This window comes from Halorhodospira sp. 9621 (assembly GCF_022228055.1).
In the GTDB taxonomy this organism is placed as follows: Bacteria; Pseudomonadota; Gammaproteobacteria; order Nitrococcales; family Halorhodospiraceae; genus Halorhodospira; species Halorhodospira halophila_A.
This window is the reverse complement of sequence record NZ_JAJNRD010000006.1, coordinates 66795-92623: the sequence shown is the minus strand read 5'-3', so window position 1 is coordinate 92623 and position 25829 is coordinate 66795. Positions and strand designations below refer to the sequence as shown.

General features: G+C 68.1%; 27 protein-coding genes. 5 read left to right on the top strand and 22 right to left on the bottom strand.

The features are described 5' to 3' along the window. Positions 1-4: 4 nt before the first annotated feature. The 6 genes from tpiA to LRF89_RS04955 all read right to left on the bottom strand — a co-directional run bounded on the left by tpiA (position 5) and on the right by LRF89_RS04955 (position 5968). On the bottom strand, positions 5-754 hold the full coding sequence (gene tpiA, locus LRF89_RS04980; RefSeq protein WP_201171461.1) for a triose-phosphate isomerase: 750 nt from the start codon (positions 752-754) through the stop codon (positions 5-7). Between the two features lie 68 nt (positions 755-822). Beyond that, a complete protein-coding gene (glmM, locus tag LRF89_RS04975) occupies positions 823-2190 on the bottom strand; it encodes a phosphoglucosamine mutase (protein WP_201171463.1) in 1368 nt (455 codons plus the stop codon). A 27-nt stretch (positions 2191-2217) separates the two neighbouring features. Next, positions 2218-3066, bottom strand: a complete 849-nt coding sequence (gene folP / locus LRF89_RS04970; RefSeq protein ID WP_201242074.1) for a dihydropteroate synthase — start codon at positions 3064-3066, stop codon at positions 2218-2220. Beyond that, positions 3066-5024 carry an ATP-dependent zinc metalloprotease FtsH gene (ftsH, locus tag LRF89_RS04965; protein ID WP_201171475.1) on the bottom strand — a complete coding sequence of 653 codons (1959 nt, stop codon included), beginning with the start codon at positions 5022-5024 and terminating at the stop codon, positions 3066-3068. Before ftsH ends, folP begins: the two co-directional genes overlap by 1 nt. Positions 5025-5070: 46 nt before the next feature. Next, positions 5071-5709, bottom strand: coding sequence for an RlmE family RNA methyltransferase (locus LRF89_RS04960; RefSeq protein WP_201171477.1), 639 nt, complete (start codon positions 5707-5709; stop codon positions 5071-5073). Further along, the gene (locus tag LRF89_RS04955) at positions 5696-5968 is read right to left on the bottom strand and encodes a hypothetical protein (RefSeq protein WP_201171479.1); all 273 of its coding nucleotides are present in this window, start codon (positions 5966-5968) and stop codon (positions 5696-5698) included. Before LRF89_RS04955 ends, LRF89_RS04960 begins: the two co-directional genes overlap by 14 nt. Before the next feature lie 11 nt (positions 5969-5979). On the opposite strand from LRF89_RS04955, the gene yhbY reads away from it, so the two are divergent. Then, entirely contained in the window at positions 5980-6270 is a 291-nt protein-coding gene (gene yhbY, locus LRF89_RS04950) for a ribosome assembly RNA-binding protein YhbY (protein WP_201171483.1), read from the top strand. Positions 6271-6289: 19 nt separating this feature from the next. Here the strand turns inward: yhbY and LRF89_RS04945 are convergent, their stop codons facing one another. The 5 genes from LRF89_RS04945 to LRF89_RS04925 all read right to left on the bottom strand — a co-directional run bounded on the left by LRF89_RS04945 (position 6290) and on the right by LRF89_RS04925 (position 12627). After that, on the bottom strand, positions 6290-6763 hold the full coding sequence (locus LRF89_RS04945) for a DUF4149 domain-containing protein (protein ID WP_201171484.1): 474 nt from the start codon (positions 6761-6763) through the stop codon (positions 6290-6292). 42 nt (positions 6764-6805) lie between these two features. Next, positions 6806-7282 carry a transcription elongation factor GreA gene (gene greA, locus LRF89_RS04940; RefSeq protein WP_201171485.1) on the bottom strand — a complete coding sequence of 159 codons (477 nt, stop codon included), beginning with the start codon at positions 7280-7282 and terminating at the stop codon, positions 6806-6808. After that, on the bottom strand, positions 7279-10500 hold the full coding sequence (gene carB / locus LRF89_RS04935; RefSeq protein WP_238636683.1) for a carbamoyl-phosphate synthase large subunit: 3222 nt from the start codon (positions 10498-10500) through the stop codon (positions 7279-7281). Before carB ends, greA begins: the two co-directional genes overlap by 4 nt. 60 nt (positions 10501-10560) lie before the next feature. Further along, positions 10561-11700, bottom strand: a complete 1140-nt coding sequence (gene carA, locus LRF89_RS04930) for a glutamine-hydrolyzing carbamoyl-phosphate synthase small subunit (protein ID WP_201242079.1) — start codon at positions 11698-11700, stop codon at positions 10561-10563. A 165-nt stretch (positions 11701-11865) separates the two neighbouring features. Beyond that, positions 11866-12627, bottom strand: a complete 762-nt coding sequence (locus LRF89_RS04925; protein ID WP_238636682.1) for a phosphoadenylyl-sulfate reductase — start codon at positions 12625-12627, stop codon at positions 11866-11868. 245 nt (positions 12628-12872) lie between these two features. Between LRF89_RS04925 and LRF89_RS04920 the strand changes: the two genes are divergently transcribed. From LRF89_RS04920 to LRF89_RS04910, 3 genes are read left to right on the top strand one after another with little or no spacing between them, the layout of a single operon-like run. Then, the gene (locus LRF89_RS04920; RefSeq protein ID WP_201171505.1) at positions 12873-13835 is read left to right on the top strand and encodes an ABC transporter ATP-binding protein; all 963 of its coding nucleotides are present in this window, start codon (positions 12873-12875) and stop codon (positions 13833-13835) included. Continuing rightward, complete coding sequence (locus LRF89_RS04915; RefSeq protein ID WP_370641468.1) at positions 13832-14656, top strand: ABC transporter permease; 825 nt, start codon at positions 13832-13834, stop codon at positions 14654-14656. Before LRF89_RS04920 ends, LRF89_RS04915 begins: the two co-directional genes overlap by 4 nt. 39 nt (positions 14657-14695) lie before the next feature. After that, a complete protein-coding gene (locus LRF89_RS04910; RefSeq protein WP_201171508.1) occupies positions 14696-16021 on the top strand; it encodes a nicotinate phosphoribosyltransferase in 1326 nt (441 codons plus the stop codon). Here the strand turns inward: LRF89_RS04910 and LRF89_RS04905 are convergent. From LRF89_RS04905 to adk, 4 genes are read right to left on the bottom strand one after another with little or no spacing between them, the layout of a single operon-like run. After that, the gene (locus LRF89_RS04905) at positions 16018-16209 is read right to left on the bottom strand and encodes an H-NS histone family protein (protein WP_201171510.1); all 192 of its coding nucleotides are present in this window, start codon (positions 16207-16209) and stop codon (positions 16018-16020) included. The genes LRF89_RS04910 and LRF89_RS04905 overlap by 4 nt on opposite strands. A gap of 28 nt (positions 16210-16237) precedes the next feature. Beyond that, positions 16238-16828 carry a pyridoxamine 5'-phosphate oxidase gene (gene pdxH / locus LRF89_RS04900; RefSeq protein WP_238633482.1) on the bottom strand — a complete coding sequence of 197 codons (591 nt, stop codon included), beginning with the start codon at positions 16826-16828 and terminating at the stop codon, positions 16238-16240. Positions 16829-16835: 7 nt separating this feature from the next. Next, the gene (locus tag LRF89_RS04895; RefSeq protein WP_201171515.1) at positions 16836-18284 is read right to left on the bottom strand and encodes an NfeD family protein; all 1449 of its coding nucleotides are present in this window, start codon (positions 18282-18284) and stop codon (positions 16836-16838) included. A gap of 57 nt (positions 18285-18341) precedes the next feature. Next, complete coding sequence (gene adk / locus LRF89_RS04890; protein WP_201171518.1) at positions 18342-19001, bottom strand: adenylate kinase; 660 nt, start codon at positions 18999-19001, stop codon at positions 18342-18344. A 91-nt stretch (positions 19002-19092) separates the two neighbouring features. On the opposite strand from adk, the gene LRF89_RS04885 reads away from it, so the two are divergent. After that, entirely contained in the window at positions 19093-19845 is a 753-nt protein-coding gene (locus LRF89_RS04885; RefSeq protein WP_201242084.1) for a pentapeptide repeat-containing protein, read from the top strand. 21 nt (positions 19846-19866) lie between these two features. On the opposite strand, the gene bamB is transcribed toward LRF89_RS04885, so the two are convergent. Genes bamB through ndk form a run of 7 tightly spaced genes read right to left on the bottom strand, consistent with a single transcriptional unit; the run spans position 19867 to position 25772 of the window. Further along, positions 19867-21009, bottom strand: coding sequence for an outer membrane protein assembly factor BamB (gene bamB / locus LRF89_RS04880; RefSeq protein WP_201171524.1), 1143 nt, complete (start codon positions 21007-21009; stop codon positions 19867-19869). Next, positions 21006-21632 carry a YfgM family protein gene (locus tag LRF89_RS04875; protein WP_201171527.1) on the bottom strand — a complete coding sequence of 209 codons (627 nt, stop codon included), beginning with the start codon at positions 21630-21632 and terminating at the stop codon, positions 21006-21008. The genes bamB and LRF89_RS04875 overlap by 4 nt, the downstream gene beginning before the upstream one ends. A gap of 27 nt (positions 21633-21659) precedes the next feature. Continuing rightward, positions 21660-22931, bottom strand: coding sequence for a histidine--tRNA ligase (hisS, locus tag LRF89_RS04870; protein WP_201171530.1), 1272 nt, complete (start codon positions 22929-22931; stop codon positions 21660-21662). A 4-nt stretch (positions 22932-22935) separates the two neighbouring features. Next, positions 22936-23520 (bottom strand): helix-turn-helix domain-containing protein, encoded by a 585-nt coding sequence (locus tag LRF89_RS04865; protein ID WP_201171533.1) that lies wholly within the window; start codon positions 23518-23520, stop codon positions 22936-22938. Beyond that, positions 23517-24260 (bottom strand): tetratricopeptide repeat protein, encoded by a 744-nt coding sequence (locus tag LRF89_RS04860; protein WP_201171536.1) that lies wholly within the window; start codon positions 24258-24260, stop codon positions 23517-23519. The genes LRF89_RS04865 and LRF89_RS04860 overlap by 4 nt, the downstream gene beginning before the upstream one ends. Then, positions 24257-25366, bottom strand: a complete 1110-nt coding sequence (rlmN, locus tag LRF89_RS04855; protein WP_207190351.1) for a 23S rRNA (adenine(2503)-C(2))-methyltransferase RlmN — start codon at positions 25364-25366, stop codon at positions 24257-24259. Before rlmN ends, LRF89_RS04860 begins: the two co-directional genes overlap by 4 nt. Continuing rightward, the gene (gene ndk, locus LRF89_RS04850; protein WP_201171538.1) at positions 25347-25772 is read right to left on the bottom strand and encodes a nucleoside-diphosphate kinase; all 426 of its coding nucleotides are present in this window, start codon (positions 25770-25772) and stop codon (positions 25347-25349) included. The genes rlmN and ndk overlap by 20 nt, the downstream gene beginning before the upstream one ends. Positions 25773-25829 lie beyond the last annotated feature (57 nt).

The following is a 25829-nucleotide window of genomic DNA, read 5'->3' as shown; positions in this document are numbered from 1 at the left end:
TACCTCAGCCCTCCGCGGCTGCGTTGTAAATCGAAAGGAAGCTGTCGGGATCCAGCGACGCGCCACCGATCAGACCGCCGTCGATATCCGGCTGGGCCAGGAGCTCGGCGGCATTGTCCGCCTTCATGCTGCCCCCGTAGAGGATGCGCAGCTGGTCGGCCACCTCATTGCCATCGCGCTCCGCAACGCGCTGACGGATGAAAGCGTGCACCGCCTGCGCCTGTTCCGGGGTTGCGGTCCGCCCGGTCCCAATGGCCCAGACCGGCTCATAGGCGATGACCGCCCCCTGGAAGGCCGCCCCGTCCACGGCGTCGATGGCAGCGTCGAGCTGTTCACCTACCACAGTCTCGGTGCGCTCGGCATCTCGCTCGGCCAGGGTCTCGCCAACGCACAGGATCGGGGTCAGCCCGGCATTGCGCGCCGCCACGAACTTGCCGGCCACCCGGCCGTTGTCCTCGCCGTAGAGCGTCCGACGCTCCGAGTGCCCGACGATCACGTAACGGCACCCCGCCTCGAGCAGCATGCCCGCCGACACTTCGCCGGTGTAGGCGCCCGACTCGTACTCGCTGACGTCCTGCGCACCCAGCGCCACACCGAATGGCAGCTGCGATGCGGCCGCCGCGAGCAAGGGATACGGCGGGCAGACCGCCAGCTCGGCATCGCCACCGCTGTCGGCAGCGTGCTCCGCAACGCGGCGGACCAGATCCTGGTCGCCGTTCATCTTCCAGTTACCAGCAATGATCTTACGCCGCATGCCTAGACCCAACCCTGTCTATGGATTCCTGTGAAGCTGACGAAGCCTATCTACACAAGCGACTGAAATCAAATCGGGTCGGTGGCCGCACCCCGGGCCGCGCTGGCCACGGTCTCCGCCAGCGACTCGACCAGGCGATCCACCTGCGCCCCGTCGGCGCCCTCGACCATCACCCGCAGCAGCGGCTCTGTCCCCGACGGACGCAACAACACCCGCCCCCGTTCGCCGAGCTCTTGCTCGGCCTCGCTGACCGCTTCGTTGACCGCCGGCAACCCGAGTACGTCCACGCCACGCTCGATCGGCACATTGACCAGACGCTGTGGATAGTACTGCATCCCGGCGACCAGCTCATCCAGCGGCCGGCCGGTGGTCACCATGGCCTCGAGCACCTGCAGCGCCGAGATCAGCCCGTCGCCGGTGGTGGTCCGATCCAGGCAGATGATATGACCGGAGGACTCACCGCCCAGCACACCGCCGACCTGCAGCAGCCGCTCGAGGACATAACGGTCGCCCACCCGGGTCCGCTCCAGGGGAAGCCCCAGCTCCTGCAGCGCCACCTCCAGGCCGAGGTTGGTCATTTGGGTGCCGACCACCGGTCCGCACGCCTGACCACGGGCCACCCGGGCCGTAGCGATGATATAGAGCAGACCATCGCCATCGATCAGGCGGCCGGACCGGTCGGCCATGATCACCCGGTCGCCGTCGCCGTCGAACGCCACACCGACATCCGCGGACTCGTCCACCACCCGCCGGCACAGACGCTCCGGGTGCTGGGAGCCGTGATCGACATTGATGTTCAGCCCGTCCGGCTCGTGGCCGATGAGCACCACCTCGGCACCCAGCTCGCGGAGCACCGCCGGTGCCGCCTGGTAGGTGGCACCGTGGGCGCAGTCAACCACGACCCGGAGACCGCGCAGGTCGATGCGCCGACCCACAGAGCCCTTGCAGAACTCGATGTACCGCCCGACCGCGTCGTTGATACGGGTCGCGCGGCCCAGCTCCTGGCAGGGGACCATCTGCGGCGGCCCGTCCTGGAGCAGTCGCTCGATGGCCTCTTCGGTGGCGTCGTCGAGCTTGTAGCCATCCGGGCCGAAGAACTTGATCCCGTTATCGTAATGCGGGTTGTGCGAGGCGCTGATGACGACACCGGCCCGGGCATGGAGGGTCCGCGTCAGGTAGGCAATGGCCGGGGTCGGCATGGGCCCGAGCATCAGACTGTGCACGCCGGCGGCCGCGAAACCGGCCTCGAGGGCGGACTCGAACATGTACCCGGACAGCCGGGTGTCCTTGCCGATGACCACCTTGCGCTGCCCCTCGCCGACGAGGACACGGCCAGCCGCCCAGCCCAGCCTGAGGACGAAGTCCGGGGTGATCGGCGCCTCGCCGACCCGCCCGCGGATGCCATCGGTTCCGAAATAGATTCTCTGCTCGGCCAAGTCCGTGTTCCCTTTCAGTGCACTTGCCTAGGCGCTCGCGGCCGTCGCTGCCACCCGCACCGCGTCGGCGGTCGCCCCAACATCGTGGGCACGGATGATCCGTGCCCCCTGGAACACGGCGACGGCCGCCGCCGCCAGGCTGCCTGGCAACCGCTCCTCCACCGGGCGATCCAGCAGTTTGCCGATCATGGACTTGCGCGACATGCCGACGAGCACCGGTGGTCCGAGCGCCACGATCCGATCCAGGTGCCGGAGCAGCTGGTAGTTGTGCTCCAGCGTCTTACCGAAACCGAACCCCGGATCGAGCAGCATGCGCTCGCGTGGCAGCCCGGCCTCCTCGGCGGCGGCCATCCGTTCCGCCAAGCATTCGGCCACCTCGGTCACCACGTCATTGTAGCTCGGCGCATCCTGCATGGTCCGGGGCTGACCCTGCATGTGCATCAGACACACTGGGACGCCCAGCCCGGCGGCTGCCTCCGCGGCCCCCGGCTCCTGCAGCGCACGGATGTCGTTGATCAAACCCGCCCCGGCGGCTACCGCCTCGCGAGCCACCTCGGGCTTGTAGGTGTCCACGGAGATCGGGCAATCGACCTCGCGGGCCAGGGCCTCGACGACCGGGACCACTCGCTCAAGCTCCTGCTCCAGCGGCACCGGCGGCGCACCGGGGCGGCTCGACTCGCCTCCGACATCGATCAGGTCGGCGCCCTCGGCCACCATCCGCCGGGCATGGGCGCGCGCCTGCTCCAGGTCGAGGAAGTGGCCCCCGTCCGAAAAGGAGTCCGGGGTCACGTTGAGCACGCCCATAACCCGCGGCCGATCTAACGAGAGGGGGCGGCCCCCGCAATGGAGAACCGCCCCGTCGGACAACGCCACCATCAGTGTTCGCCTACGGGTCCGCCGATGGGTCCCTCGCGGCCGTCGTCCTTGCCATCCGTTTCGGCCTGGTCGTCAACCCCGACCGTCTCGCCCTCGTCGGTGGAGCCACCGCCCTGATCGCGATCCTGCCACCCCTTGGGCGGCCGGGGCTCCTTGCCCTGCATGATGTCATCGATCTGGTCGCGGTCGATGGTCTCGTACTTCATCAGGGCATCGGCCATGATATGGAGCTTTTCCAGGTTCTCCTGGAGGATCTTCTCCGCGGCGGTGTAGTTGCTGTCGATCACCGCCCGGACCTCCTCGTCGATGGCGTGCTGCGTCTCGTCCGAGACCTCCTTCTGCTGCGCCATCGAGCGGCCGAGGAAGACTTCGCCCTCCTCTTCGCCGTAGGCAAGCGGGCCAAGCCGCGCCGAGAGCCCCCACTTGGTGACCATGTTGCGGGCAATCTCGGTGGCCCGCTGGATGTCGTTCTGGGCACCGGTGGTGACCCGGTCGTTGCCAAAGATCAGCTCCTCGGCGATCCGGCCGCCAAAGAGGCTGGCAATCATGCTGTCCAGGCGCTGCTTGGTGTAGCTGTACCGATCCTCTTCCGGGAGGAACATGGTCACGCCCAACGCACGACCGCGTGGGATGATCGTCACCTTATGGACCGGATCATGCTCCGGGGTGCGCAGGCCGACGATGGCGTGCCCAGCCTCGTGGTAGGCCGTGAGCTTCTTCTCGTCTTCCTTCATCACCATGGACTTGCGCTCGGAGCCCATCATGATCTTGTCCTTGGCCTGCTCGAAGTCCGTCTGATCGACGGCCTCCTTGTTGGCCCGCGCTGCGAACAGCGCCGCCTCGTTGACCAAGTTCTGCAGATCGGCCCCGGAGAAGCCCGGCGTTCCGCGGGCGATGATCTCGGGCCGGACGTCGTCGGCCATGGGCACCTTGCGCATGTGCACGTTCAGGATCTGCTCGCGTCCGCGCACATCCGGCAGCGGAACCACCACCTGGCGGTCGAAGCGGCCGGGGCGCAGCAGTGCCGGGTCGAGCACGTCCGGCCGGTTGGTGGCGGCGATGACGATGATGCCCTCGCTGCCCTCGAAACCGTCCATCTCGACGAGCATCTGATTTAGCGTCTGCTCGCGCTCGTCGTGACCACCACCGAGCCCGGCGCCGCGTTGACGGCCGACGGCGTCCAGCTCATCGATGAAGATGATGCACGGCGCCTGCTTCTTGGCCTGCTGGAACATGTCCCGCACCCGGGAGGCGCCGACGCCGACGAACATCTCGACGAAGTCCGACCCGGAGATGGAGAAGAACGGCACCCGCGCCTCGCCGGCGATGGCCTTGGCGAGCAGGGTCTTGCCGGTTCCCGGCGGCCCGACCATGAGCACGCCGCGCGGGATGGTCCCGCCGAGCTTCTGGAACTTGCTTGGGTCGCGCAGGAAGTCCACAAGCTCCTTGACGTCCTCCTTGGCCTCGTCGCAGCCGGCCACGTCCGAGAAGCTGTGCTTGCTCTGCTCCTCGGTCATCATCTTGGCCTTGCTCTTGCCGAAGGACATCGCCCCGCGGCCGCCACCGCCTCCCTGCATCTGGCGCATGAAGTAGATCCACACGGCGATCAGCAGCAGGAAGGGCGTCCACGAGATGAGGATCTGCAGGAGCATGCTGTCTTCCTCAGCCCGCTCCGCATCGATGGTGACGCCGTGCTCGAGCAGTTCGCCGATCAGCGCCCGGTTGTCCACCTCGGGGTTGAAGGTCAGGTACTCGTTGCCGTCGGCGTGCTGGATGGTGATCTCCTCGCCCCGGATCAGCACCTCGCGGATATTGCCGCGCTCGACCTCGTTGAGGAACTCGGAGTAGGGGACCTTCTCGGTCACATCCGCCGACTGCTCCTGGAAGTTGCTGAATACGGACATCAGCACGACGGCGATGATGACCCAAAGGATCAGATTCTTGGCCATGTCGCTCACGGCGTCACCTCAATCTGCCTGAATGCGGCACCTGATAGGCACCTTACTATACCGTCGGACCGCGAGCCAGAAGGTAGACCTCCCGACTGCCCGACCTGGAGGCGTCCGGTTTGCGAGAGAGGACGCGGGAGAAGCGCCGTGTCAGCTCGCCGCGGAACGTGTCGAACCCCTCGCCGTGGAAGACCTTGACGAGGAAGTCACCATCCTTATGCAAGAATTGACCGGCAAAGTCGGCGGCGAGTTCCGCCAGCCCCATCGCCGCCGGCTGATCCACCGCGCTGTGCCCGGTCAGATTCGGCGCCATGTCGGAGAGCACCACATCCACCGGGCGCCCGCCCAGCGCGGTCTCCACGGCGCGCAGCCCGTCGTCGGTGGAAAAGTCGGCGTGGACGAACGTAACCCCGGGCAGGGGTTCCATCTCCAGCAGGTCGATGGCGACGACCAACCCCGACGCGCCCACCTTCGGCGCCGCCAGCTGCGACCACCCACCGGGTGCGGCGCCCAGGTCAACAACCACCTGACCGGGGCGCAGGAGCCCGTCGCGCTGGTCGATCGCCTCGAGCTTAAGTGCTGCCCGCGAGCGCCACCCCTCAGCACGGGCACGGCGGACGAACGGATCGCTTTCGTGCCGGCTCCGCCGGGCCCGGGAGTTGCAACCGCTGCGCCGCCGCCTACAGGCCGCCATGCCCGCCCCCTTCCGCCACGCGGCGGCGCGCCACGGCACGTGCGCGCAGCACGACCCAGCCGGCACCCAGGCTGGCGACCACCAGCACGCCGAGCGCCTCCTGCCAGGCGGCGAGATCGAGACCCAGCGTCAGGAAGTACGCCGAGATGATCACCAGCACCACCACACCCAGCTCGATCTTGACCTCGCGCAGCGGCCCGCCGCTTGCCCGGACCACGCCACGGCGTGATAGCCTTCTTGCTTTATCGTCACCAGGCACCAAACACCTCCATGCATCTAGATCCGGATCAACTCAAGCAACTCCGCCGGCTCGGCCACGCCCTCAAGCCCGTCGTCCTGACCGGGGCCGCCGGCCTCAGCGAGGGGGTCCTGGAGGAGATTGAGCGTGCCCTGGACGACCACGAGCTGATCAAGGTGAAGCTCGCCGGCGCCAGCAAGGAGGAGCGCCAGGCCATGACCGAGGAGATTGCCGAACAGACCGGGGCGATCGTGGTCCAGACCATCGGGCGGATCGTCCTGCTCTATCGAGAGAACCCGGAGAAGAGCCAAGTCCTGATCTGAGCTCCCGCGCGGTAGACGCTCAGCGTCCCTGTTCCGCGGTGTCGACGGCATCACCGTCACCTGCCGCCAGCCGCGGTTCGATCCCGCCGAGTACCAGGACCAGCGCAATGGCACTGGCCACGAAGTAGAGGCTTTCGGCGGCACGCAGGGCCGAGAGGTACCCGACTTCACCGGCCTGCTCAGTTAAAACCGCCATCGGTGGCCGCACCCAGAACTCTCCCACCGCCAGCACGACCGCCAACAGCACCAGCAGCCACAGCCGCCAGTGGGCCGCCAGCGGACGGATCCGGTGGCGCAACTGTGTCGGTATCAGCAGCGCGGCACACACCAGGGCGATCCAAGCCACCAGGCCGGTGATCTCGCCGACCAACGCCGCCGCCTGGGCGGTGTCCTCCAGCGTGCGAAACAGCAATGGCGAGACGATGTAGCCGACGCTCCACAGCGCGCCGGCCAGCATCGTCAGCGCCACCCGCTCGGCCGCGCGGATCAGCACCGCACCTCCACCGCCGGGCCGCTGCGGGCAAGCTGCCCGCACCTACTCATAGCGGACCTCGACGATCTCATAGGTCCGCTCACCGCCCGGGGCCTGCACCACGGCCTCGTCACCCTCCTCCTTGCCGATCAGCGCGCGGGCGATGGGCGAGTTGACCGAGATGAGGTGCTGCTTGATGTCCGCCTCGTCCTCGCCAACGATCTGATAGCTGACCGTCTCCTCGGTGTCGGTGTCCTCGAGCGCCACGGTCGCCCCGAAGACGATCTTCGGGGCCGCCTGCACCGTCGCCGGGTCAATGATCTGGGCGTTGGACAGTTTGCCCTCGATCTCCTGGATACGGCCCTCAATAAAACTCTGCTGCTCGCGCGCGGCGTGATACTCGGCGTTCTCTTTTAGGTCGCCGTGTTCCCGCGCCTCGGCAATCGCCTGGATGACCCGCGGGCGATCCTCGTGCTTGAGCCGCTGAAGCTCCTCACGCAGCTTCTCTGCGCCACGAACCGTCAACGGTATCTTGCTCATCCCGTCATCTCCCTGTGCAGGGCGTGAAGGGGGCGGGCCTCCCAGTCCTTCATGTGATCCAGTGCCAGGCACGTGGCCCGGGCACCCGCGATGGTCGTCGTGTAGCAGACCTTGCGCTGCAGCGCCTCGCGGCGGATCGAGTAGGAGTCGGCAATGGCCTGCCGCCCCTCGGTGGTATTCACGATCAGATCGATCTCGTCGTTCTTGATGGCGTCCACGACATGCGGCCGACCCTCGATGACCTTGTTGATCCGGCGCACCTCCAGGCCCGCCTCCTCGAGGGCGGCCGCGGTGCCATGGGTGGCGATCAAGCGAAAGCCGCGCCGAACCAGGTCCCGCGCCACCTCGACCGCTGCCTCCTTGTCCACCTCACGCACACTGACAAAGGCACAGCCGCCCCGCGGCAGGGTCACCCCCGCAGCCAGCTGAGCCTTCGCGTAGGCCTCCCCGAAACAGGCGCCAATACCCATCACTTCGCCGGTAGACTTCATCTCCGGACCGAGGATGGGATCGACACCGGGGAACTTGAGGAACGGGAAGACCGCCTCTTTTACGGAATAGTAGTTAGGGATGACCTCGTTCACCACCCCCTGCTCCGCCAGGGTGCGGCCGGCCATGCAGCGGGCGGCCACCTTGGCCAGCGGCACGCCACACGCCTTGGCGACGTAGGGCACGGTCCGCGAGGCGCGCGGGTTGACCTCCAGTAGGAAGATGCGCTGCCCCTGGATGGCGAACTGCACGTTCATCAGCCCGACCACCCCGAGCTCCCGGGAGAGCAGGCGCACCTGCTCGCGGATCCGATCCTGCACATCCTGCCCCAGCGTGTAGGGCGGGATAGAGCAGGCGGAGTCGCCGGAGTGGACGCCGGCCTGCTCGATATGCTGCATGATGCCGCCAATCACCACCTGATCGCCGTCGCTGACGGCGTCCACGTCGACCTCCACGGCATCGTCGAGGAAGCGGTCAAGCAGCACCGGCGAGTTGTGCGAAACCCGCACGGCCTCGTTCATGTACTGGCGCAGCTCGCTCTCCTCGTAGACGATCTCCATCGCCCGACCACCAAGGACGTACGAGGGGCGCACCACCAGCGGATAACCGATCTCGGCAGCCAGCTGCAGGGCCTCGGTCTCCGTGCGGGCGGTGCGGTTCGGCGGCTGCATCAGATCGATGCGGCCGATCATGTCCTGGAAGCGCTCCCGGTCCTCGGCCAGATCGATGGAGTCCGGGGTCGTACCGATGATCGGCGTCCCGGCGGCCTCGAGTTCGCGGGCGAGCTTCAGCGGCGTCTGCCCGCCGTACTGGACGATCACCCCGTCCGGCTGCTCCGTCTCGACCACCTCCAGCACGTCCTCCAGGGTCAACGGCTCGAAGTAAAGCCGATCCGAGGTGTCGTAGTCGGTGGAGACGGTCTCGGGGTTGCAGTTGACCATGATGGTCTCGTAGCCGTCATCGCGAAGGGCCAGCGAGGCGTGGACGCAGCAATAGTCGAACTCGATCCCCTGCCCGATACGGTTCGGCCCGCCGCCGAGAACCATGATCTTCTTGCGTCCGCTCGGCTCTGCCTCGCACTCCTCCTCGTAGGTGGAGTAGAGGTAGGCGGTGGCGGTGGGGAACTCGGCGGCGCAGGAGTCCACCCGCTTGAACACCGGCCGCACGCCCAGATCGCGGCGGCGCTGGCGCACCTGGGACTCCTTGACGCCCCACAGGGCCGCCAGACGGGCATCGGAGAAACCGCGCCGCTTGAGGCGCAGCAGCGCCCCGGCATCACAGTCGTCCAGGGTCGAGGCGGCGACCTCCCCCTCCACGGCGATCAGCTCCTCGACCTGCGCGAGGAACCACGGGTCGATGGCCGTCATGCCGTGGACCTCATCGAGGGTGAAGCCGACCCGGAACGCATCCCCCAGGTGCAGCACCCGATCCGGGGTCGGCTGACGCAGCGAGTGGCGCACCGTATCGCGCACGTCCGTGCGACTGTGGTCCAGCCGCTCGTCGAGCCCGGACAGATCCTGCTCCAGTCCCCGCAGGGCCTTCTGGAAAGACTCCTGGAAGGTCCGTCCGATGGCCATGACCTCGCCCACGGACTTCATCTGGGTCGTCAGGTAGCAGTCGGCCTGCGGGAATTTCTCAAACGTGAAACGCGGGATCTTGGTGACGACGTAGTCGATCGTCGGCTCGAAGGAGGCCGGGGTGGCACCACCGGTGATCTCGTTGCGCAGTTCATCGAGGGTGTAGCCGACGGCCAGCTTGGCCGCCACTTTGGCGATGGGGAAGCCGGTCGCCTTGGAGGCCAGCGCCGACGAGCGCGACACCCGCGGGTTCATCTCGATGATCACCATGCGCCCGTTGTCCGGGTTGATGGCGAACTGGACGTTGGAGCCGCCGGTCTCCACGCCGATCTCCCGCAGCACCGCCAGCGATGCGTCGCGCATCAGCTGGTATTCCTTGTCGCTGAGGGTCTGCGCAGGGGCCACCGTGACCGAATCACCGGTGTGCACCCCCATGGGATCGAGGTTCTCGATGGAGCAGATGATGATGGCGTTGTCGTGGCGATCGCGCACGACCTCCATCTCGTACTCCTTCCAGCCGAGGACCGACTCCTCGAGCTGCACCTCGTTGGTGTAGGAGAGGTCGAGGCCGCGCTCGACGATCTCGTGAAACTCCTCCCGGTTGTAGGCGATGCCGCCGCCGGAGCCGCCCAGGGTATAGGACGGGCGGATGATGACCGGGAAGCCGATCCGTGCCTGCGCCGCCTGGGCCTCGGCCATAGAGCGGGCGATCTCGGCGCGCGGCGACTCGAGCCCGATCCGCGACATGGCGGCGCGAAACGCCTCGCGCTCCTCGGCCTTGTCGATCGCCTCACGGGTGGCGCCGATCATCTCAACACCGAAGCGCTCCAGCACGCCGTGCTTGACCAGGTCGAGGGCGCAGTTGAGCGCCGTCTGCCCACCCATGGTCGGCAGGACCGCATCGGGCTGCTCGCGCTCGATGATCCGCGAGACCGTCTGCCACTCCACCGGCTCGATATAGACCGCATCGGCGGTCTCCGGGTCGGTCATGATGGTCGCCGGGTTGGAGTTGACCAGGATGACCCGGTAGCCCTCCTCACGCAGCGCCTTGCACGCCTGCGCCCCGGAGTAGTCGAACTCGCACGCCTGGCCGATGACGATGGGGCCGGCGCCGATGATCAGGATCGATTGGATGTCAGTTCTTTTCGGCATGATTCCAGAGTGCTCGGGGTCCAGTGGTCGGCGGTCGCCTGTGATGCGGCTGCGCAGTGCTCAGTCACGCTCCATCATCTCGACGAAGCGCTGGAACAGCGGACGCATGTCGTGGGGACCGGGGCTTGCCTCCGGGTGGCCCTGGAAGCTGAAGGCAGGCACGTCGGTGCGCCGGATACCCTGTAGCGAGCCGTCGAACAGCGAGCGGTGCGTCGCCTCCAGGTGGTCGGGAAGGCTGCCCTCGTCCACCGCGAAGCCGTGGTTCTGGCTGGAGATCAGCACCTGCCCGGAGGCCAGGTCGATCACCGGGTGATTGGCACCGTGGTGGCCGAATTTCATCTTCTCGGTCCGCGCCCCGCTGGCCAGCCCCAGCAGCTGATGGCCCAGGCAGATGCCGAAGGTCGGGATGCGATGCTCCTCCAAGAGCTCGCGGATGGTCGCCACCGCGTAGTCCATCGGCTCCGGGTCACCCGGCCCGTTGGAGAAGAACAAGCCGTCCGGCTGCAGCTTGAGGACATCCGCAGCCCCGGTCCGCGCCGGTACCACCGTGACCCGGCAGTCGGCGTCGACCAGCAGGCGCAGGATCTGCTGCTTGATCCCGTAATCGAAAGCCACCACGTGGTATCGCCCCGACTCACCGCGCTCCGCCGCATCGGCAAGACCATCGTCCAGGGTCCAGGTCCCGCGCTGCCACGGCCGACGGGTCTTGGTGCCCGCCTCGCCGGCCAGGTCACGGCCACTCATGCCGCCGTAGCCCTGGGCCTGAGCCAGCGCCCAGGCCTCGTCCAGCGACTCGCCGGCGACCAGGCAACCACCCTGGGCTCCGCCCTCGCGGAGGCGGCGGGTTAGCTTGCGGGTATCGATCCCGGAAATCGCCACCACCCCCTGGTCACGCAGCCAGGCCGTCAGCCCCTTCTCGGCACGCCAGTTGCTGGCCCGCGGCGGCACATCGCGCACCACCAGCCCCGCCAGCCGAGCGCGGTCGTCCTCGCGGTCGACGCTGTTGATGCCGGTGTTGCCGATGTGGGGGTAGGTCAGGGTCACGATCTGACCGGCGTAGGACGGGTCGGTGGCGATCTCCTGGTAACCCGTCATCGCGGTATTGAAGACCACCTCGCCGGTGACGGCCCCGTCGGCGCCCACCGCCTCGCCGTGGAAAACCGTACCGTCCTGGAGGACGAGCAGTGCTGGCCGGGTCAACGCAGCCTCCCCTGTCTGGAGCTCAACGGCCCCGCCCGGACAAGCCACGGACGGGGTGCGGGCATGCAAAAAACGGGAGGGTTTACCCCTCCCGTCCATGGAATCGCCAAACCGCGCCCTCCGGCGCGTAGACGCCGGTATTCTACCGGGGCCAGCGGTGATCTGTCACGGCTTTGCGGCGCATTTCAACCACCCGGTCGCCCCCGCCGGAGCCCGGTGCAGGCCGCACTCGCGCTGACCCGATGCCTCCCACCACCACCGCCCGGCGCGGGCATCCTCACCCGGAGCAACCGGCCGGGTACACGGCGCACACCCGATACTGCGATACCCTTGATCGTAGAGTTCGTTGTACGGCACACGGCGGCTGCGCAGGTAGGCCCATACATCGTCCTCACGCCACTCCGCCAGCGGGTTGACCTTCACTAGGCCGTGGTGCTCGTCGAACCCCTCGACGACCACCTCCTGGCGGGTGACGGCCTGGGCGCGGCGCATCCCGGTCAGCCAGGCACGCTGCCCGGCCAGGGCGCGCTGCAGCGGCGCCACCTTCCGGGCATGGCAGCACGCCCGCCGGGCCTCGATGCCATGGTAGAACCCGTTGGCGCCGTAATGCGCCACAAAACCCTCCACCTCAGCCGGATTGGGGAAGTAGGTGCGCACCACCGGGCCGTAACGCTCCAGCACCTGCTGCTGCAGTGCGTAAGTCTCCGCCGGCAGCCGCCCGGTATCCAGGGTAAAGACCCCGATCCCCGGCGCGTGCCCGCGGATCAGGTCCAGCAGCACCATGTCCTCGGCGCTGAAGCTGGAGGCCAGCGCCGCGGGCAGCAGCTCGCCCTCGACCCGCTCCAGGACCTGCACGGCCTGACAAACCCGCGCCCTGAGCGCCGGCGCCAAGTCCCGCTCGACGGATACTGCTCGGGATTCGCTCATCGATCTGCCTCCCCGTCTGTTCCCGCCTTGATCCGGACGAGCCGATCGCCCCAGACGCTGCGGCGGGCTTCAGCGGCGTCCGCACCCTTGCTCACCCTAGGCGCCTCTGCCGGCGGCGTGAAATACGGATTCGGCATTTTGTTACCACAGCCCGGCATATCCCCCCGCGGCATCCCGACCGCCCTACAAAAAAACCGGCACACCCCCTACCATGAGAGGTTTCTCCATGAACCCGAGGACACCCTTTGACCGCCCTAGCCGTCTCCGACCTGACCAAGACCTACGCCGGGGGGCATATCGCGCTGCACGGCATCAATCTGACCGTCGACGCGGGCGCTTTCTTCGGGCTGCTGGGACCCAACGGGGCGGGCAAATCCACCCTCATCGGGATCGTCTCGACGCTGGTCAACAAGAGCGGCGGGACGGTACGCGTCTTTGGCCACGACCTGGACCGCGACCCCTGGGCGGTCAAGTCTTCCATCGGCCTGGTCCCGCAGGAGTTCAACTTCAACACCTTCGAGACCGTGGAGCAGATCGTGGTCAACCAGGCCGGCTACTACGGTATCCCGCGCCGGTTAGCCCGCCAGCGTGCCGAGCACTACCTCCATAGCCTGGGCCTGTGGGAACGGCGTGAGACCGTCTCGCGCACGCTCTCCGGCGGGATGAAACGCCGGCTGATGATCGCCCGGGCGCTGATGCACGAACCGCAGCTTCTGATCCTCGACGAGCCCACCGCCGGCGTGGACATCGAGCTGCGCCGCTCCATGTGGGACTTCCTGCGCCACATCAACGACCAGGGCACCACCATCATCCTCACCACGCACTACCTCGAGGAGGCCGAGAGCCTCTGCAAGGACATCGCCATCATTGATGATGGACGGATCATCGAGAACACCGACGTCAAGAGCCTGCTCCAGCGCCTGTCCACCCACGCCTTCCTGCTCGACGTCGATCGGGTCCCCCGGCCGCTGCCGCAGCTGGACGACTTCGCCCTGCGCCAGGTTGATGACTACGTCCTGGAAGCGGAGGTGCCGCGCGGCCGAGCTCTGACTGACCTGTTCGCCGCCCTCTCCAAGCACGGGATCACGGTCAGCAGCATGCGCAACAAGTCGAACCGCCTCGAGGAACTTTTCCTGCGCCTGGTAGAGAGCAGCGACCCGGCTCCGGTGACGCCGGACAACGCCGATAGGCAGGAGGTCGTCTCTTGAACCGGCCCCAGGGATCCCCGCGCCGCTACGGCAGCCAGGGTACGCCGTCGCGAACCCGCGCCGCCCTGGTCTCGCTGCAGACCATTGTCTACAAGGAGACCCACCGCTATCTGCGGATCTGGATCCAGACCCTGGTGCCGCCGGCGATCACCATGACCCTCTACTTCGTGATCTTCGGCGCCCTGATCGGCGAACGGGTCGGCGAGATGGAGGGCTACCGATACATGGAGTACATCGCCCCCGGCATCATCATGCTGGCGGTGATCACCAACTCCTACAACAACGTGGTTTCGTCGTTCTTCGGCGCCAAGTTCCAGCGCCACATCGAGGAGATGCTGGTCTCGCCGACACCCAACATCGTCATCCTGCTGGGCTATGTCGCCGGAGGTGTGGGGCGCGGGCTGTTCACCGGCGCGATCGTCACCGCCGTGGCGCTGATGTTCACCTCCCTGCCCATCCACAACTGGGCAATCACCATCTCGGTGGTGGTCCTGACCGCGGTGCTGTTCTCCATCGGCGGCTTCATCAACGCCATCTACGCGCGCAAGTTCGACGACATCGCCATCATCCCCACGTTTGTTCTGACCCCGCTGACCTACCTCGGCGGCGTGTTCTACTCGATTTCGCTGCTGCCGGAGTTCTGGCAGGGGGTGTCGCTGGCCAACCCAATCCTCTACATGGTCAACGCCTTCCGCTACGGCATCCTCGGCTCGGCCGACGTCCACATCGCCGTGTCGTACGCGATGATGCTCGCCTTCATCGCGGCCTTCGGCGGGTTTGCCCTCTATCTGCTAAACCGGGGGACAGGGCTGCGCTCCTGATCCGTAGCCCGTGCATTCGCACCATCCGAGGGAGCTCTCATGGAACCGGCCCACAGCCCGCTGCTGACCGACCTCTACCAGCTGACCATGGTCGACAGCTACCTCCAGCAGGGCATGGACGCCCCGGCCTCCTTCGAGCTGTTCAGCCGCAAGCTGCCCCCGGGACGCGGTTTCTACATCGCCGCGGGCATCGAGGCAGTGGTCGACTGGCTGACGGAGATGCGCTTTGGCGACGCGGAGCTGGACTGGATCCGGACCTGCGGACACTTCCGCGCCGGCTTGGCCGAAGAACTGGCACAGCTGCGCTTTACCGGTCACGTCGAGGCCGTGCCGGACGGCACCATCCTCTTCCCCCAGGAGCCGATCCTGCGTGTGACCGCCCCGCTGCCCGAGGCCCAGCTGATCGAGAGCCGGGTCATGAACCTAGTCCACCTGCACAGCCTGCTCACCAGCAAGGCCGCCCGCGCGGTACTGGCCGCCGGGGGCGGCAGCCTGGTGGACTTCGGCATGCGCCGCGCCCACGGCGCCGAGGCCGCCATGGCCGCTGCACGCAGCACCTGGATCGCCGGCTACGCCGGCACCGCCACCTGTCTGGCCGGCGCCCGGTACGACATCCCCACCGTGGGCACAATGGCCCACTCCTACGTGCTCGCCTTCGACCGCGAGATCGACGCCTTCCGCGCCTTCGCCACCGCCCATCCGCGGAACGTGGTGCTGCTGATCGACACCTACGACACCGCCGACGGGGCTCGGAAGACGGTCCAGCTTGCCCGGGAGGGCCACCCCGTCCACGGCGTGCGCATCGACAGCGGCGACCTCGGGGCCGAAGCCAGACGCGTGCGCCGCATCCTGGACGAGGGTGGGCTGGAGCAGGTGCGCATCCTGGTCAGCGGTGACCTGGATGAGTATGCCATCGCCCGCCTGCGCGCCGACGCAGCCCCCATCGACGGTTTCGGCCTGGGCACACGGATGGACACCGCCGCCGATCAGCCCCACCTGGACATGGCGTACAAGCTACAGGAGTATCGCGGCGTTGCCCGGCGCAAACGCTCCGTGGGGAAGATGCACTGGCCGGGCCGCAAGCAGGTCCGGCGGCGCTTCGTCGATGGTGTGGCCGCCGGCGACACCCTCTGCCTAGCCGAGGAGGAGCTGCCCGGGGCGCCATTGCTCACCGAAGTCATGGACGGCGGCCAGCGTACCCGCTCCCCGGAGGGCACCGCCGCCATCCGCGAGCGAGTGCGGGAGGGGCTCGCCGCCCTGCCCGAGGCCTGCCGCGCGCTGGAGGCGGAGCCGGACCTCTACCCTGTGGAGGTCTCCACCCGGCTGCGCGCCTGCGCCGAGGCCACGGACCGCCAGCGCCACTAGCCGGAGTCCCCCGTCCCGCGCATGCCCTCAAGCAGATCGCTGAGGGCGAATCCGTAGCGCTCGGCGATGGCTTTCAGCTCGCGCCGCGCCTGGACGATGTTCTCCCGGCGACGGCGCTCGATCTCGCGTTCCACATCCTTGCGCAGGTCGCGCAACTGCTCCACCGAGTACCTGGACAGATCCTCCATCACGCTCCCTTTCGGCCCGATACGCCCATCACGGATTGAGCAGGAAATGGCTCCAGCCGTCCGGTCGGTGCTCGTATCGCTCGCGCTGATGCAGGCGTCCGTCACCGGCCGACCAGAGTTCGATACTGGACGGGATTATACGGTAACCGGACCAGTGCGGGGGACGCGGCACCCGCTCCGGGAAGCGCGACTCGACCTCCTCCAGGCGGGCCTCCAGCTCGTGACGGCTGGCCAGCGGGTCGGACTGATGCGAGGCCCACGCTCCCAGCTGGCTGAGCCGCTCCCGCTGCGCCCAGTAGTGGTCCGCCTCACTCGCACTCACCGCTGCTACCACGCCGCGAATCTCGACCTGCTCGTAGAGGGGCTGGAAATGGAAGCACAGCGCCGCGCGGGGATTGGCCGCCAGGTGCTGCCCCTTGCGGCTGTTGCGATTGGTGTAGAACACGGCGCCCTGGTGGTCCAGCTGTTTGAGCAACACCGTCCGCGCCGCCGGCCAGCCGTCGGGGCCGACCGTCGCCAGAACGCCGGCGGTAGGCTCCGGCAGGTCCGTGGCCCGGGCCCGCTCCAGCACCTGGTGCACCCGGCTCAGCGCCTCCTGGTAGATCGTGTCCGAATCCATCCCCGGTTCACTCATTGGGTTCGACCCTCAACGTCAGTCCCTCCTTGCTGACCACCCGCACCCGCTGACCGCTACGCACCGGGCGGACCGCCACGGCATTCCAGCGCTCGCCGGCGTAGCGCACATGGCCCGTGGCATCGAAAGCCTCCTCGGCGATGGCCTCGGCATCGATCAGCTCATCGGCCCCGCCGAGCTTCGGCCGTCGCCACGCCCGAGCGGCCATGGTGGCCACCCCGGTGAAGACGATCAGGCTAGCGACCGTAAACCCGGCGATCAGGCCGATCGAGACCTGGAAGGCCTCGAGATCGGTATCGAACAGCATGATCGAACCGAGCACAAAGGCAACGGCTCCACCGATGCCCATGATCCCGAAACTGGGCATGAACGCCTCGGCGATCATGAAGGCGATCCCCAGCCCGATCAGCCCCAACCCGGCGTAGGTGATCGGCAGGGCCTGGAAGGCGTAAAGCGCCAGCAGCAGGCTGATGCCGCCGAGCACCCCCGGCACCAGGGAGCCGGGATTGATCAGCTCGAAGATGATGCCGTAGATCCCGACCAGCATCAGGATATAGGCCACGTTGGGATTGGTGATCACCGCCAGCAGGCGGTTGCGCCAATCCGGCTCGAGCAGCTCCACCTCCAGACCGGCGGTCTCGATGGCGCGCTCGCCCACCGGGAACTTGACCACCATGCCGTCGGCCTTGGCGAGGAGTTCGTCCACGTCCTCGGCGACAAAGTCGATCACCCCCAGCTCGGCCGCCTCGCTGGCCGAGGCGCTCACCGACTCGCGCACCGCCTTCTCCGCCCACTCGGCGTTGCGCCCGCGCAGCTCGGCCAGGCCCTTGATGTAGGAGACCGCGTCCTCAATGATCTTGCGCTCCATGGCATCCGGGCGCTCGTCCGCCCGCTCTTCCGCCGGCTCGTCCTCGTCGCGGGCTTCCTCGTCGTCGTCCTCGCCGAGCAGATCCTGGAGTTCGTCGAAGCCCTCGCCGTCGCGCTCCTCGTCGTCCCCGCCGGGGAAGATCCCACCACCGCCACCGCCGATCTGCACCGGCGTGGCCGCACCCAGGTTGGTTGCCGGCGCCATGGCCGCAACATGGGAGGCGTAGAGGATGTAGGTCCCGGCACTCGCCGCCCGGGAACCACTGGGCGCGACATAGGTGGCCACGGGGATTTCGCTGGCGAGGATCTCGCTGATGATGTCGCGCATGGCGTCATCGAGGCCGCCCGGGGTGTTCATGCGCAGGATGACCAGCCTGGCGCCGCGCTCCTGCGCCTCGGCGAGGCCGCGGACGATATAGTCGGTGGTTGCCGGGCCGATGGGCCCCTTGACCTCGAGCATCAGCGCCGTACCGGCCGCTTCCTCATCGGCGTCCGGCGTTGTCTCGGCACTGCCCAGCGGCACGGCCGAGAGGAAGTAGGCGAGCAGGACGGCAAGCAGACGTCGAATCCACATGGCCAGGCACACCTCCAGAAAGCGGCGAGGGCCGACAAGCCCTCGCCGCCTGTCCGATCAACGCGCCTTGAGCGCGGCGAGGATCTCGTCCCGCACCGTCTCCACGGGCCGCTGCCCGTCGACGGTGATGTAGGCGGGCGCATCGGCACCACCCTTTTGCGCCCACTGGGAATAGTAGTCGACCAGCGGCCGAGTCTGCTCGTGATACACCGAAAGGCGGTGGCGGACGGTTTCCTCGCGATCGTCATCGCGCTGGACCAGGTCTTCGCCGGTGACGTCGTCCTTGCCCTCTTCGCGGGGCGGATTGTGCTTGATGTGGTAGACCCGCCCGGAACCGGGATGGACGCGCCGCCCGGCCATCCGATCGACGATCTCCTCGTCGGGCACCTGGATCTCGACCACGGCATCGATGCCGATCCCCTGCTCGTTCAGGCCATCCGCCTGGGCGATCGTCCGCGGGAAACCATCGAACAGGAAGCCGTTGCCGCAGTCTGGCTGAGCGACCCGCTCCTCGATCAGGCCAAGGATGATATCGTCCGACACGAGGCCACCCTCATCCATGATCTTCTTGGCCTGCTGCCCGAGCGGGGTGCCGGCCTTGACGGCGGCGCGCAGCATGTCACCGGTGGAGATCTGAGGGATGCCGAAGGCCTCACAGATATGGGCAGCCTGCGTACCTTTCCCGGCGCCCGGAGGGCCTAATAGAATGAGCCGCATTGATTCACCTCGTATATCGTTTAGTGGGATATGCCGTCGAGGCCGAGGGGCCTGCGACACGAACGCAAACGAACAAGAAGACGAAAGGCTGATGAGACGGCACGTATGCAGAGTCGCCGCGGTGGCGATGTTGGGCGCGAGCGTATCACCGGCCCTGGCCACCTGCAATGACGCGCCCGCCCCCGGCGTCAACTGGTTCAACTGCGACCTGAGCGAGGCACAGCTCGCCGGTGAGGACCTAGAGGGGGCGGTACTCGGACGCAGCCGACTGGAAGGGGCCAACCTGGAGGGGGCCCACCTGCGGCGGGCAGACCTGACCAGTGTCAGCGCCGCCGGCGTCAACCTGCGCGACGCCAACCTGTCGCGGGCCCGGCTGAGCTCCGGGGATTTTACCGACGCCGACCTCTCGGGCAGCGACCTGCGAGACGCCCGGGCAGGCCGCGCCGATTTTGAGGGTGCCCGGCTCGACGGCGCCATCGCCACCGGTATCGACCTCAACAGCGCCCGCATGCGCGGCGCCAGCCTGCAGGACGCCGATCTGAGCGGTGCCTCGCTGCGGCGCACGGGCCTGCGCGAGCTGCAGGCAGCGAGGGCGAAGCTGGCCGGGGCCGATCTCAACGGCGCGGATCTAGAGGGGGCCAACCTCTCGGGAGCGGAGATGCGGCAAGTGGATCTGCGCGATGCGAACCTAGTCGATGTGGACTTCACGGACGCCGACTTGGGGCGGGCCGACCTGCGCGGCGCGGACCTCAGCGGCGCCGAGTTCACCGAGGCCCGCCTCGGCAGCACCCTGTGGACCGACGGCCGGCGCTGCCGCCCCACCTCCGTGGGGGAGTGCCAGTAGCGGCGCCCGCAGGCGCCGCGCCTAATGCAGGCGCAGCGCCGTCATGCGGCCGCGGGCATCCAAGACGTAGACATCGCCGTCGCCGGTGACCACCGGAGGCCTCTCCAGGGGCACGTCAGAGAGGCGCTCCCGCGCCACCAGCTCTCCGTCGCGCAGGCGCAGCCAGTTGACGTGTCCGGCATCGTCGCCCATCACCAGGTAGCCCTCGTGGACCACAGGGCGCGTTAGGGCCAGCCCCTCGAGGGCCTCCTGTCGCCAGGCGGTGGCACCGTTACGCCGATCGAAGGCCCAGACCCGCCCGTCATCGGCGGCCAGGTAGACCTCCTCGCCCTGAGCGACCAGCCCTCGATGGCTTGCCACATCCCGGCTCCAGGCCTGGGCCCCGCTGGCGATGCGGACCGAACCGATCGCCCCCTGATAGGCCACGGCGTAGGCGGCACCGCGGTGAATGACCGGATCGGCGGCGATGTCCGACATACGCTCGAGTTCAGTCCGTCCCCGCGGCTCGGTGAGGGTGTGCTCCCAGCGCACGCTGCCATCGGCCACGTTCAGCGCCACCAGTCGCCCGTTCTGCAGACCCACCACCGCGGTACCGCCGCTGACCGCCGGCGCGCTGTTGCGACGCAGGGTCAGGGCGGGGATGCTGCGGTCGAAGATCCACTGCCGCGACCCGTCCTCGGCGTCGAGGCCGTAGATCCGGCCATCGGCGCTACGCGCCACCACCATCCCGCGGGTGTAGCGCGGGCTCGCCAGCACTTGGGCCGAGAGGCCGGTCATCCACGCCGGCTCGCCGCTGTCCCGTTCGTACGCGTAGACCCGCCCCTTGCGATCCCCCACCAGCAAGCGGTCACCGGCGACCACCGGACCGGCGGACAGGGGACGGTTTAGGCGATCGTGCCACAGCCCCTCGCGGGTCTCGGCATCGAGGGCCCGGACCCAGCCGCGGGCGTCAGCCACGTACAGCACGCCGTCCGCGTAAGCCGGCTCCAGAGCGAAGGCGCCGGACTCCAGGCTACCCACCGGCCGCCCGCTCCAGACCAGTTCGACATCCAGCGTGTCGGTGGCCTCGACCTGCGGGTTGGGCAGCGGATCCTGCAGCGCGCAACCGGCCGCCATGCCGAGCACCGCAGCAACCCCGATGGAACGCAGTCCCGCGCGGATCACGCCTCACTCTCCACGGCCTGCAGCTTCAGGCGGACCAGCTCGCGTGACTGTGCGCCCAATCCTTCCTGATCCAGCGCCTGCTGATATGCTTCGGTGGCCTCGTCATAGCGACCGAGCTCGCGGAGCAGGTCACCACGCAGCTCGGCATAGGCGGCCGCAAAACCAGCCGAGACAGAACCCTCCAGCGCCGCCAGGGCCTCCTCCGCGTCAACCTCGCCGAGGACCCGGGCCTGGCGCAGCCGGGCGAGCTCCGCCATGGCGCTATGGTCGGCGTTGTCGATCAACCAGCCGAGCGTCTCCGCCGCACGCCGGTACGCGCCGGCTTCGGCCTGGATACGGGCCATGCGCAACGCAGTCAGCCCTGCGTAACCGCTGCGGGCGTGATCGTCGAGCACCCGCTGGCCCGCCTGCTCGGCCATCTCGGGCTCACCGGACCGGGTGGCCTGCAGGAACTCGGCGTAGGCCGCGGCGGCCTGCTGCGCGCCTCGCTCTTGCCAGGTGCCGTAGCCCCACCAGCCGGCCACGATCAGCAGCGCCGCGGTCAAACCCAGCATGATCGACCCACCGTTGCGCCGCCACCAGTCCTTGAGCTGCTGAAGCTGTTCGTCGTCGGTGCGCTCCATCTCCAGTCCCCTTGCCAGCGACCGGGGCTACGCCCCGATCAGCCCTCGCAGATATTTGACTGCGTCGTCGAAGGGCAGCCGCTGCTGCCCGTCTTCGCCACGCAGATCCTTGATCGTCAGTGCACCGGCCGCATGCTCCTCGTCACCGAGAATCAGGGCCACCCGGGCACCACTGCGGTCGGCGCGCTTGAGCTGCGCCTTAAAGCCGCCACCGCCGGCATGGGTCTGCAGACGCAGTTCCGGCAGCGCGTCACGCAGGGCCTCAGCCGTCTCCAGCCCGGCCCCGACCTCGGTGGCCACCACCAGGTAGGCGTGGGGCACCCCGCCCTGACCGGGCACCCCCTGTTCCTCGAGCAACGCCACCAACCGCTCCAATCCCAGGGCGAAACCGATCGCCGGGGTCGGGCGGCCACCGAGCTGCTCGACCAGCCCGTCGAAGCGCCCGCCGGCGCAGACCGTGCCCTGGGCACCGAGTCGATCGGTCACCCATTCGAAGACCGTGCGCGTGTAGTAGTCGAGCCCCCGCACCAGCGAGGGATTCACCTCGTATTCGACGCCGGCCCGCTCAAGCAGGTTCCGTACCGTGTCGAAGTGTTCCGCCGAGGTAGCATCGAGGCAGTCCATCAGCCGTGGCGCATCGGCCATGATCTGCTGCACTTCCGGGTTCTTGCTGTCGAAGATGCGCAGCGGATTTGTCTCCAGGCGTCGCCGCGCGTCCTCGTCGAGCCGGTCCTCGTGGCGGCGCAGGTAGGCGACCAACTCCTCGCGATGGGCCGCGCGGCTCTCCGGGGTGCCGAGCGAATTGAGCTGCAGGCGCACATCGGGCAGTCCCAGCTCACGCAGCATGCGCGCGGTCATGATGATCATCTCGGCGTCGAGCTCGGGCCCGGGGATCCCGAAAACCTCGGCCCCGACCTGATGGAACTGCCGCAGCCGCCCCTTCTGCGGCCGCTCGTGCCGGAACATGGGGCCGGCGTACCAGAGCCGCGGCTCGGCATTGTGCAGCAGACCGGACTGGATGCCGGCGCGTACACAGCCGGCCGTACCCTCAGGGCGCAACGTGACGCTGTCGCCATTGCGATCGTCGAAGGTGTACATCTCCTTCTCGACGATATCGGTGACCTCACCGATGGACCGGCTGAACAGCTCGGTGCGCTCGAGCACCGGCAGCCGGATCTCGCGATAACCGTAGGCCTCCAGGACCCGGCGGATCACCGACTCGGCGCGCTGCCACAGCGGGCTCTCCTCCGGAAGGATATCCGAGAACCCGCGAACGCTCTGAATCCCCTTTTTTGACAAAACGCTACTCCGACTCCATCGACGTCCAAGGCACACCGGCGACCGGCGTGCCCACCTGCGCGGCGGAGGCCTCCCGGGCCTGTGCACCGTCCTCGCCCGGGCCTGTCGGTTCCGGCTCGCCACCATCGAGCAGGATTGCGGTCATCACCACGGCCACGGCGAGCAGCAGCACAAGGAGCATCAACGGCAACCAGCGCCGCCGGCGGCGCCCGGCCGGTCGGGGCTCAACGGCTCCCACATTGCCCACGGCCCGCTCCTCGCTGGCCGGATCGCTGCCCCGGCGCCGGTTGTACGCCTCGACCACCGCCTCGGGATCGAGTTCGACCAGGCGCGCATAGGCGCGTAGGTAACCGCGCACGAAGGTTGGCGGCGGCAGACGTTCGTCGTCATCTTCCTCGAGGGCCGTCACCCGGTCCGCCGACAGGTTGAGACTCGACCCCACCGCACGCACGGTACGCCCCTGCGCCTCACGGGCGCGGCGCAGTTGCTGCCCCGGCGACGGCCGGGCGCCCTTGTCCCCGGCATCATCCGGGGCATCGGCCCGGGGCCGCGCCCCGTCGCTGTCGTCCTGCCCCGTTTCATCAGTCATGGCCCGACCTCATCCGCGTGCAAACGTTCGTTCCACCCCGAACCAGGGAAACGCTCGGCCAGCATCTCGGCGAAGGCGGCCGCCTCCTCCGGCCGCCCCTGCTCGGCCGCCACGCGTGCCGACCAGTAAAGGCCGCGCGCCCCGGCGCCACCGCTGTCACGGGCACGTTCCAAGTCTTCGGCGGCCGCCTCCAGCGCCCCCTGGCGGTAACGCAGCTCCCCGCGCACCACACGCGCCGGGGCAAACCCCGGTGCCGCCTCGACGGCAGCATCGGCGCGGCGGGCAGCGGCATCCTCGCGCCCCGCATCGAGGGCGCAGCGGGCGGCGTTGGTCAACGGCACTTCGGCGGAATCATAGCCACCCGCCCCGGCGGCATCCCCGAAGACCTCCAGCGCCTCATCCACTTGCCCGGCACGGCACAGACTCCGCCCCCGGTTGTTCAGGATAGGCCCCGAGTCCGGAGCGGCCTGCGCGGCACGCCGATGGTATTCGTGGGCCATCTCCAGATCGCCCTGCGACTCGGCCACGAGCCCCATGCCGGAAAGCGCCTGTGGGTGTTCTCCATCGATCTGCAACGCCCGCTCCAGGCGCGAGCGGGCGGCCTCCGGCTGCGCATGGGCGATCAGATGAAGCCCTGCCCCGGCGTGGCTGTCGGCTGCGCGCTGGTCATCCGGCATCTCGGGCCCGGCAGCGCACCCGACCGCCAGCAGGGCCGCCAGCATGGGCCCCGTGCGCTTCACGCCGTTCCCGCCACCTTACTGGGCCGCGCATCGCGGATCTCGCCGACGAGCTGGCCGCACGCCCCATCGATATCATCACCACGGGTTTCGCGGATGGTCGCGGTCAGGCCGTGCTCGAGCAGTCGATCCGCGAAGCGGCGCACCCGCCGCTGTGGCGAGCGGCCGTAGCGTGCCCCCGGGTAGGGATTGAACGGGATCAGGTTCACCTTGGACGGAATCCCCCGCAGCCGCTCGATCAGCTCCCGGGCGTGCTCGTCTTGGTCGTTGACCCCATCGAGCATGACGTACTCCCAGGTGATGCGCCTATGGGGCTTGTCGGCGATGTACGCGTGGCAGGCCGGCAGCAGGCGCTCCAGAGGGTTCTTGCGATTGAGCGGAACCAGCTCGTTGCGCAGCTCGTTATTCGGAGCGTGCAGTGAGACCGCCAGACTCACGTCCGTGATGCGCTGCATCCGCTCGATGGCGTGGACCACTCCCGAGGTCGAGATCGTGACCCGACGCTTGGAGAGAACGAACCCGAAATCGTCGGTGAACACCCGCGACGCCGAGATGACCGGGTCGAAGTTGAGCAGCGGCTCGCCCATGCCCATGAAGACGATGTTGGTGATCGCCCCCTCCGGCAGGTGGCGGCGCGCGATGTGAACCTGACCGACGATCTCGGCGGCGCTGAGATTCCGCGAGAACCCGCCCTCCGCCGTAGCGCAGAAGGTGCAGCCCATCGGGCAGCCGGCCTGCGAGGAGACGCACAGCGTCCCACGCTTCGGCTCCGGGATGTAGACGGCCTCGACACAGTTGCCGTCGGCCAGGCGCACCACCCACTTGCGGGTGCCGTCGCTGGCCTGCTGGTCGGCGGCCACCTCGGGCAGACCGACCCGGGCGTTCTCGCGCAGCCGCTGGCGCAGCGCCTTGCTCAGGTCGGTCATCTCGTCGAAATCGTAGACGTGGCGCTGATGCAGCCACTGCATCATCTGCCGGGCGCGGAACCGCTTTTCGCCCAGGGCATCGAAGAAAGCGGCCAGCCGCGGCCGATCGAGCCCGAGCAGCTCGACCGGGCCCGACTGGCGCTCGGCGTGCACCGCCTCGTGGTCAGCGGGAGCAGATCTCATCGGCCTTGAAGAAGAACTCGATCTCCTGTTCCGCCGTCTCGGGGCTGTCCGACCCGTGGACCGCATTGGCATCGATGCTCTCCGCGTAGTCGTGGCGGAGGGTGCCTGCAGCCGCCTCCTTGGGGTTGGTGGCGCCCATGATCTCGCGGTTCTTGCGGATGGCGTCCTCGCCCTCGAGAACCTGCACCATCACCGGCCCGGAGGTCATGAAGCCGACCAGGTCATTGAAGAACGGACGCTCCCTGTGCACAGCGTAGAAGCTCTCGGCCTGCTCGGTGCTCAGCCGAACCATGCGCGCAGCCACCACGCGCAGGCCAGAGCGCTCGAAGCGGGCAAGGATCTCGCCGATCGCGTTCTGCGCTACGGCATCCGGCTTGATGATGGAAAGGGTTCGCTCGACGGCCATTAGGATCTCCTGACTGATGAATGCTCGCGTTCAACAAAAAAGCCGCAGCGCTGGAAT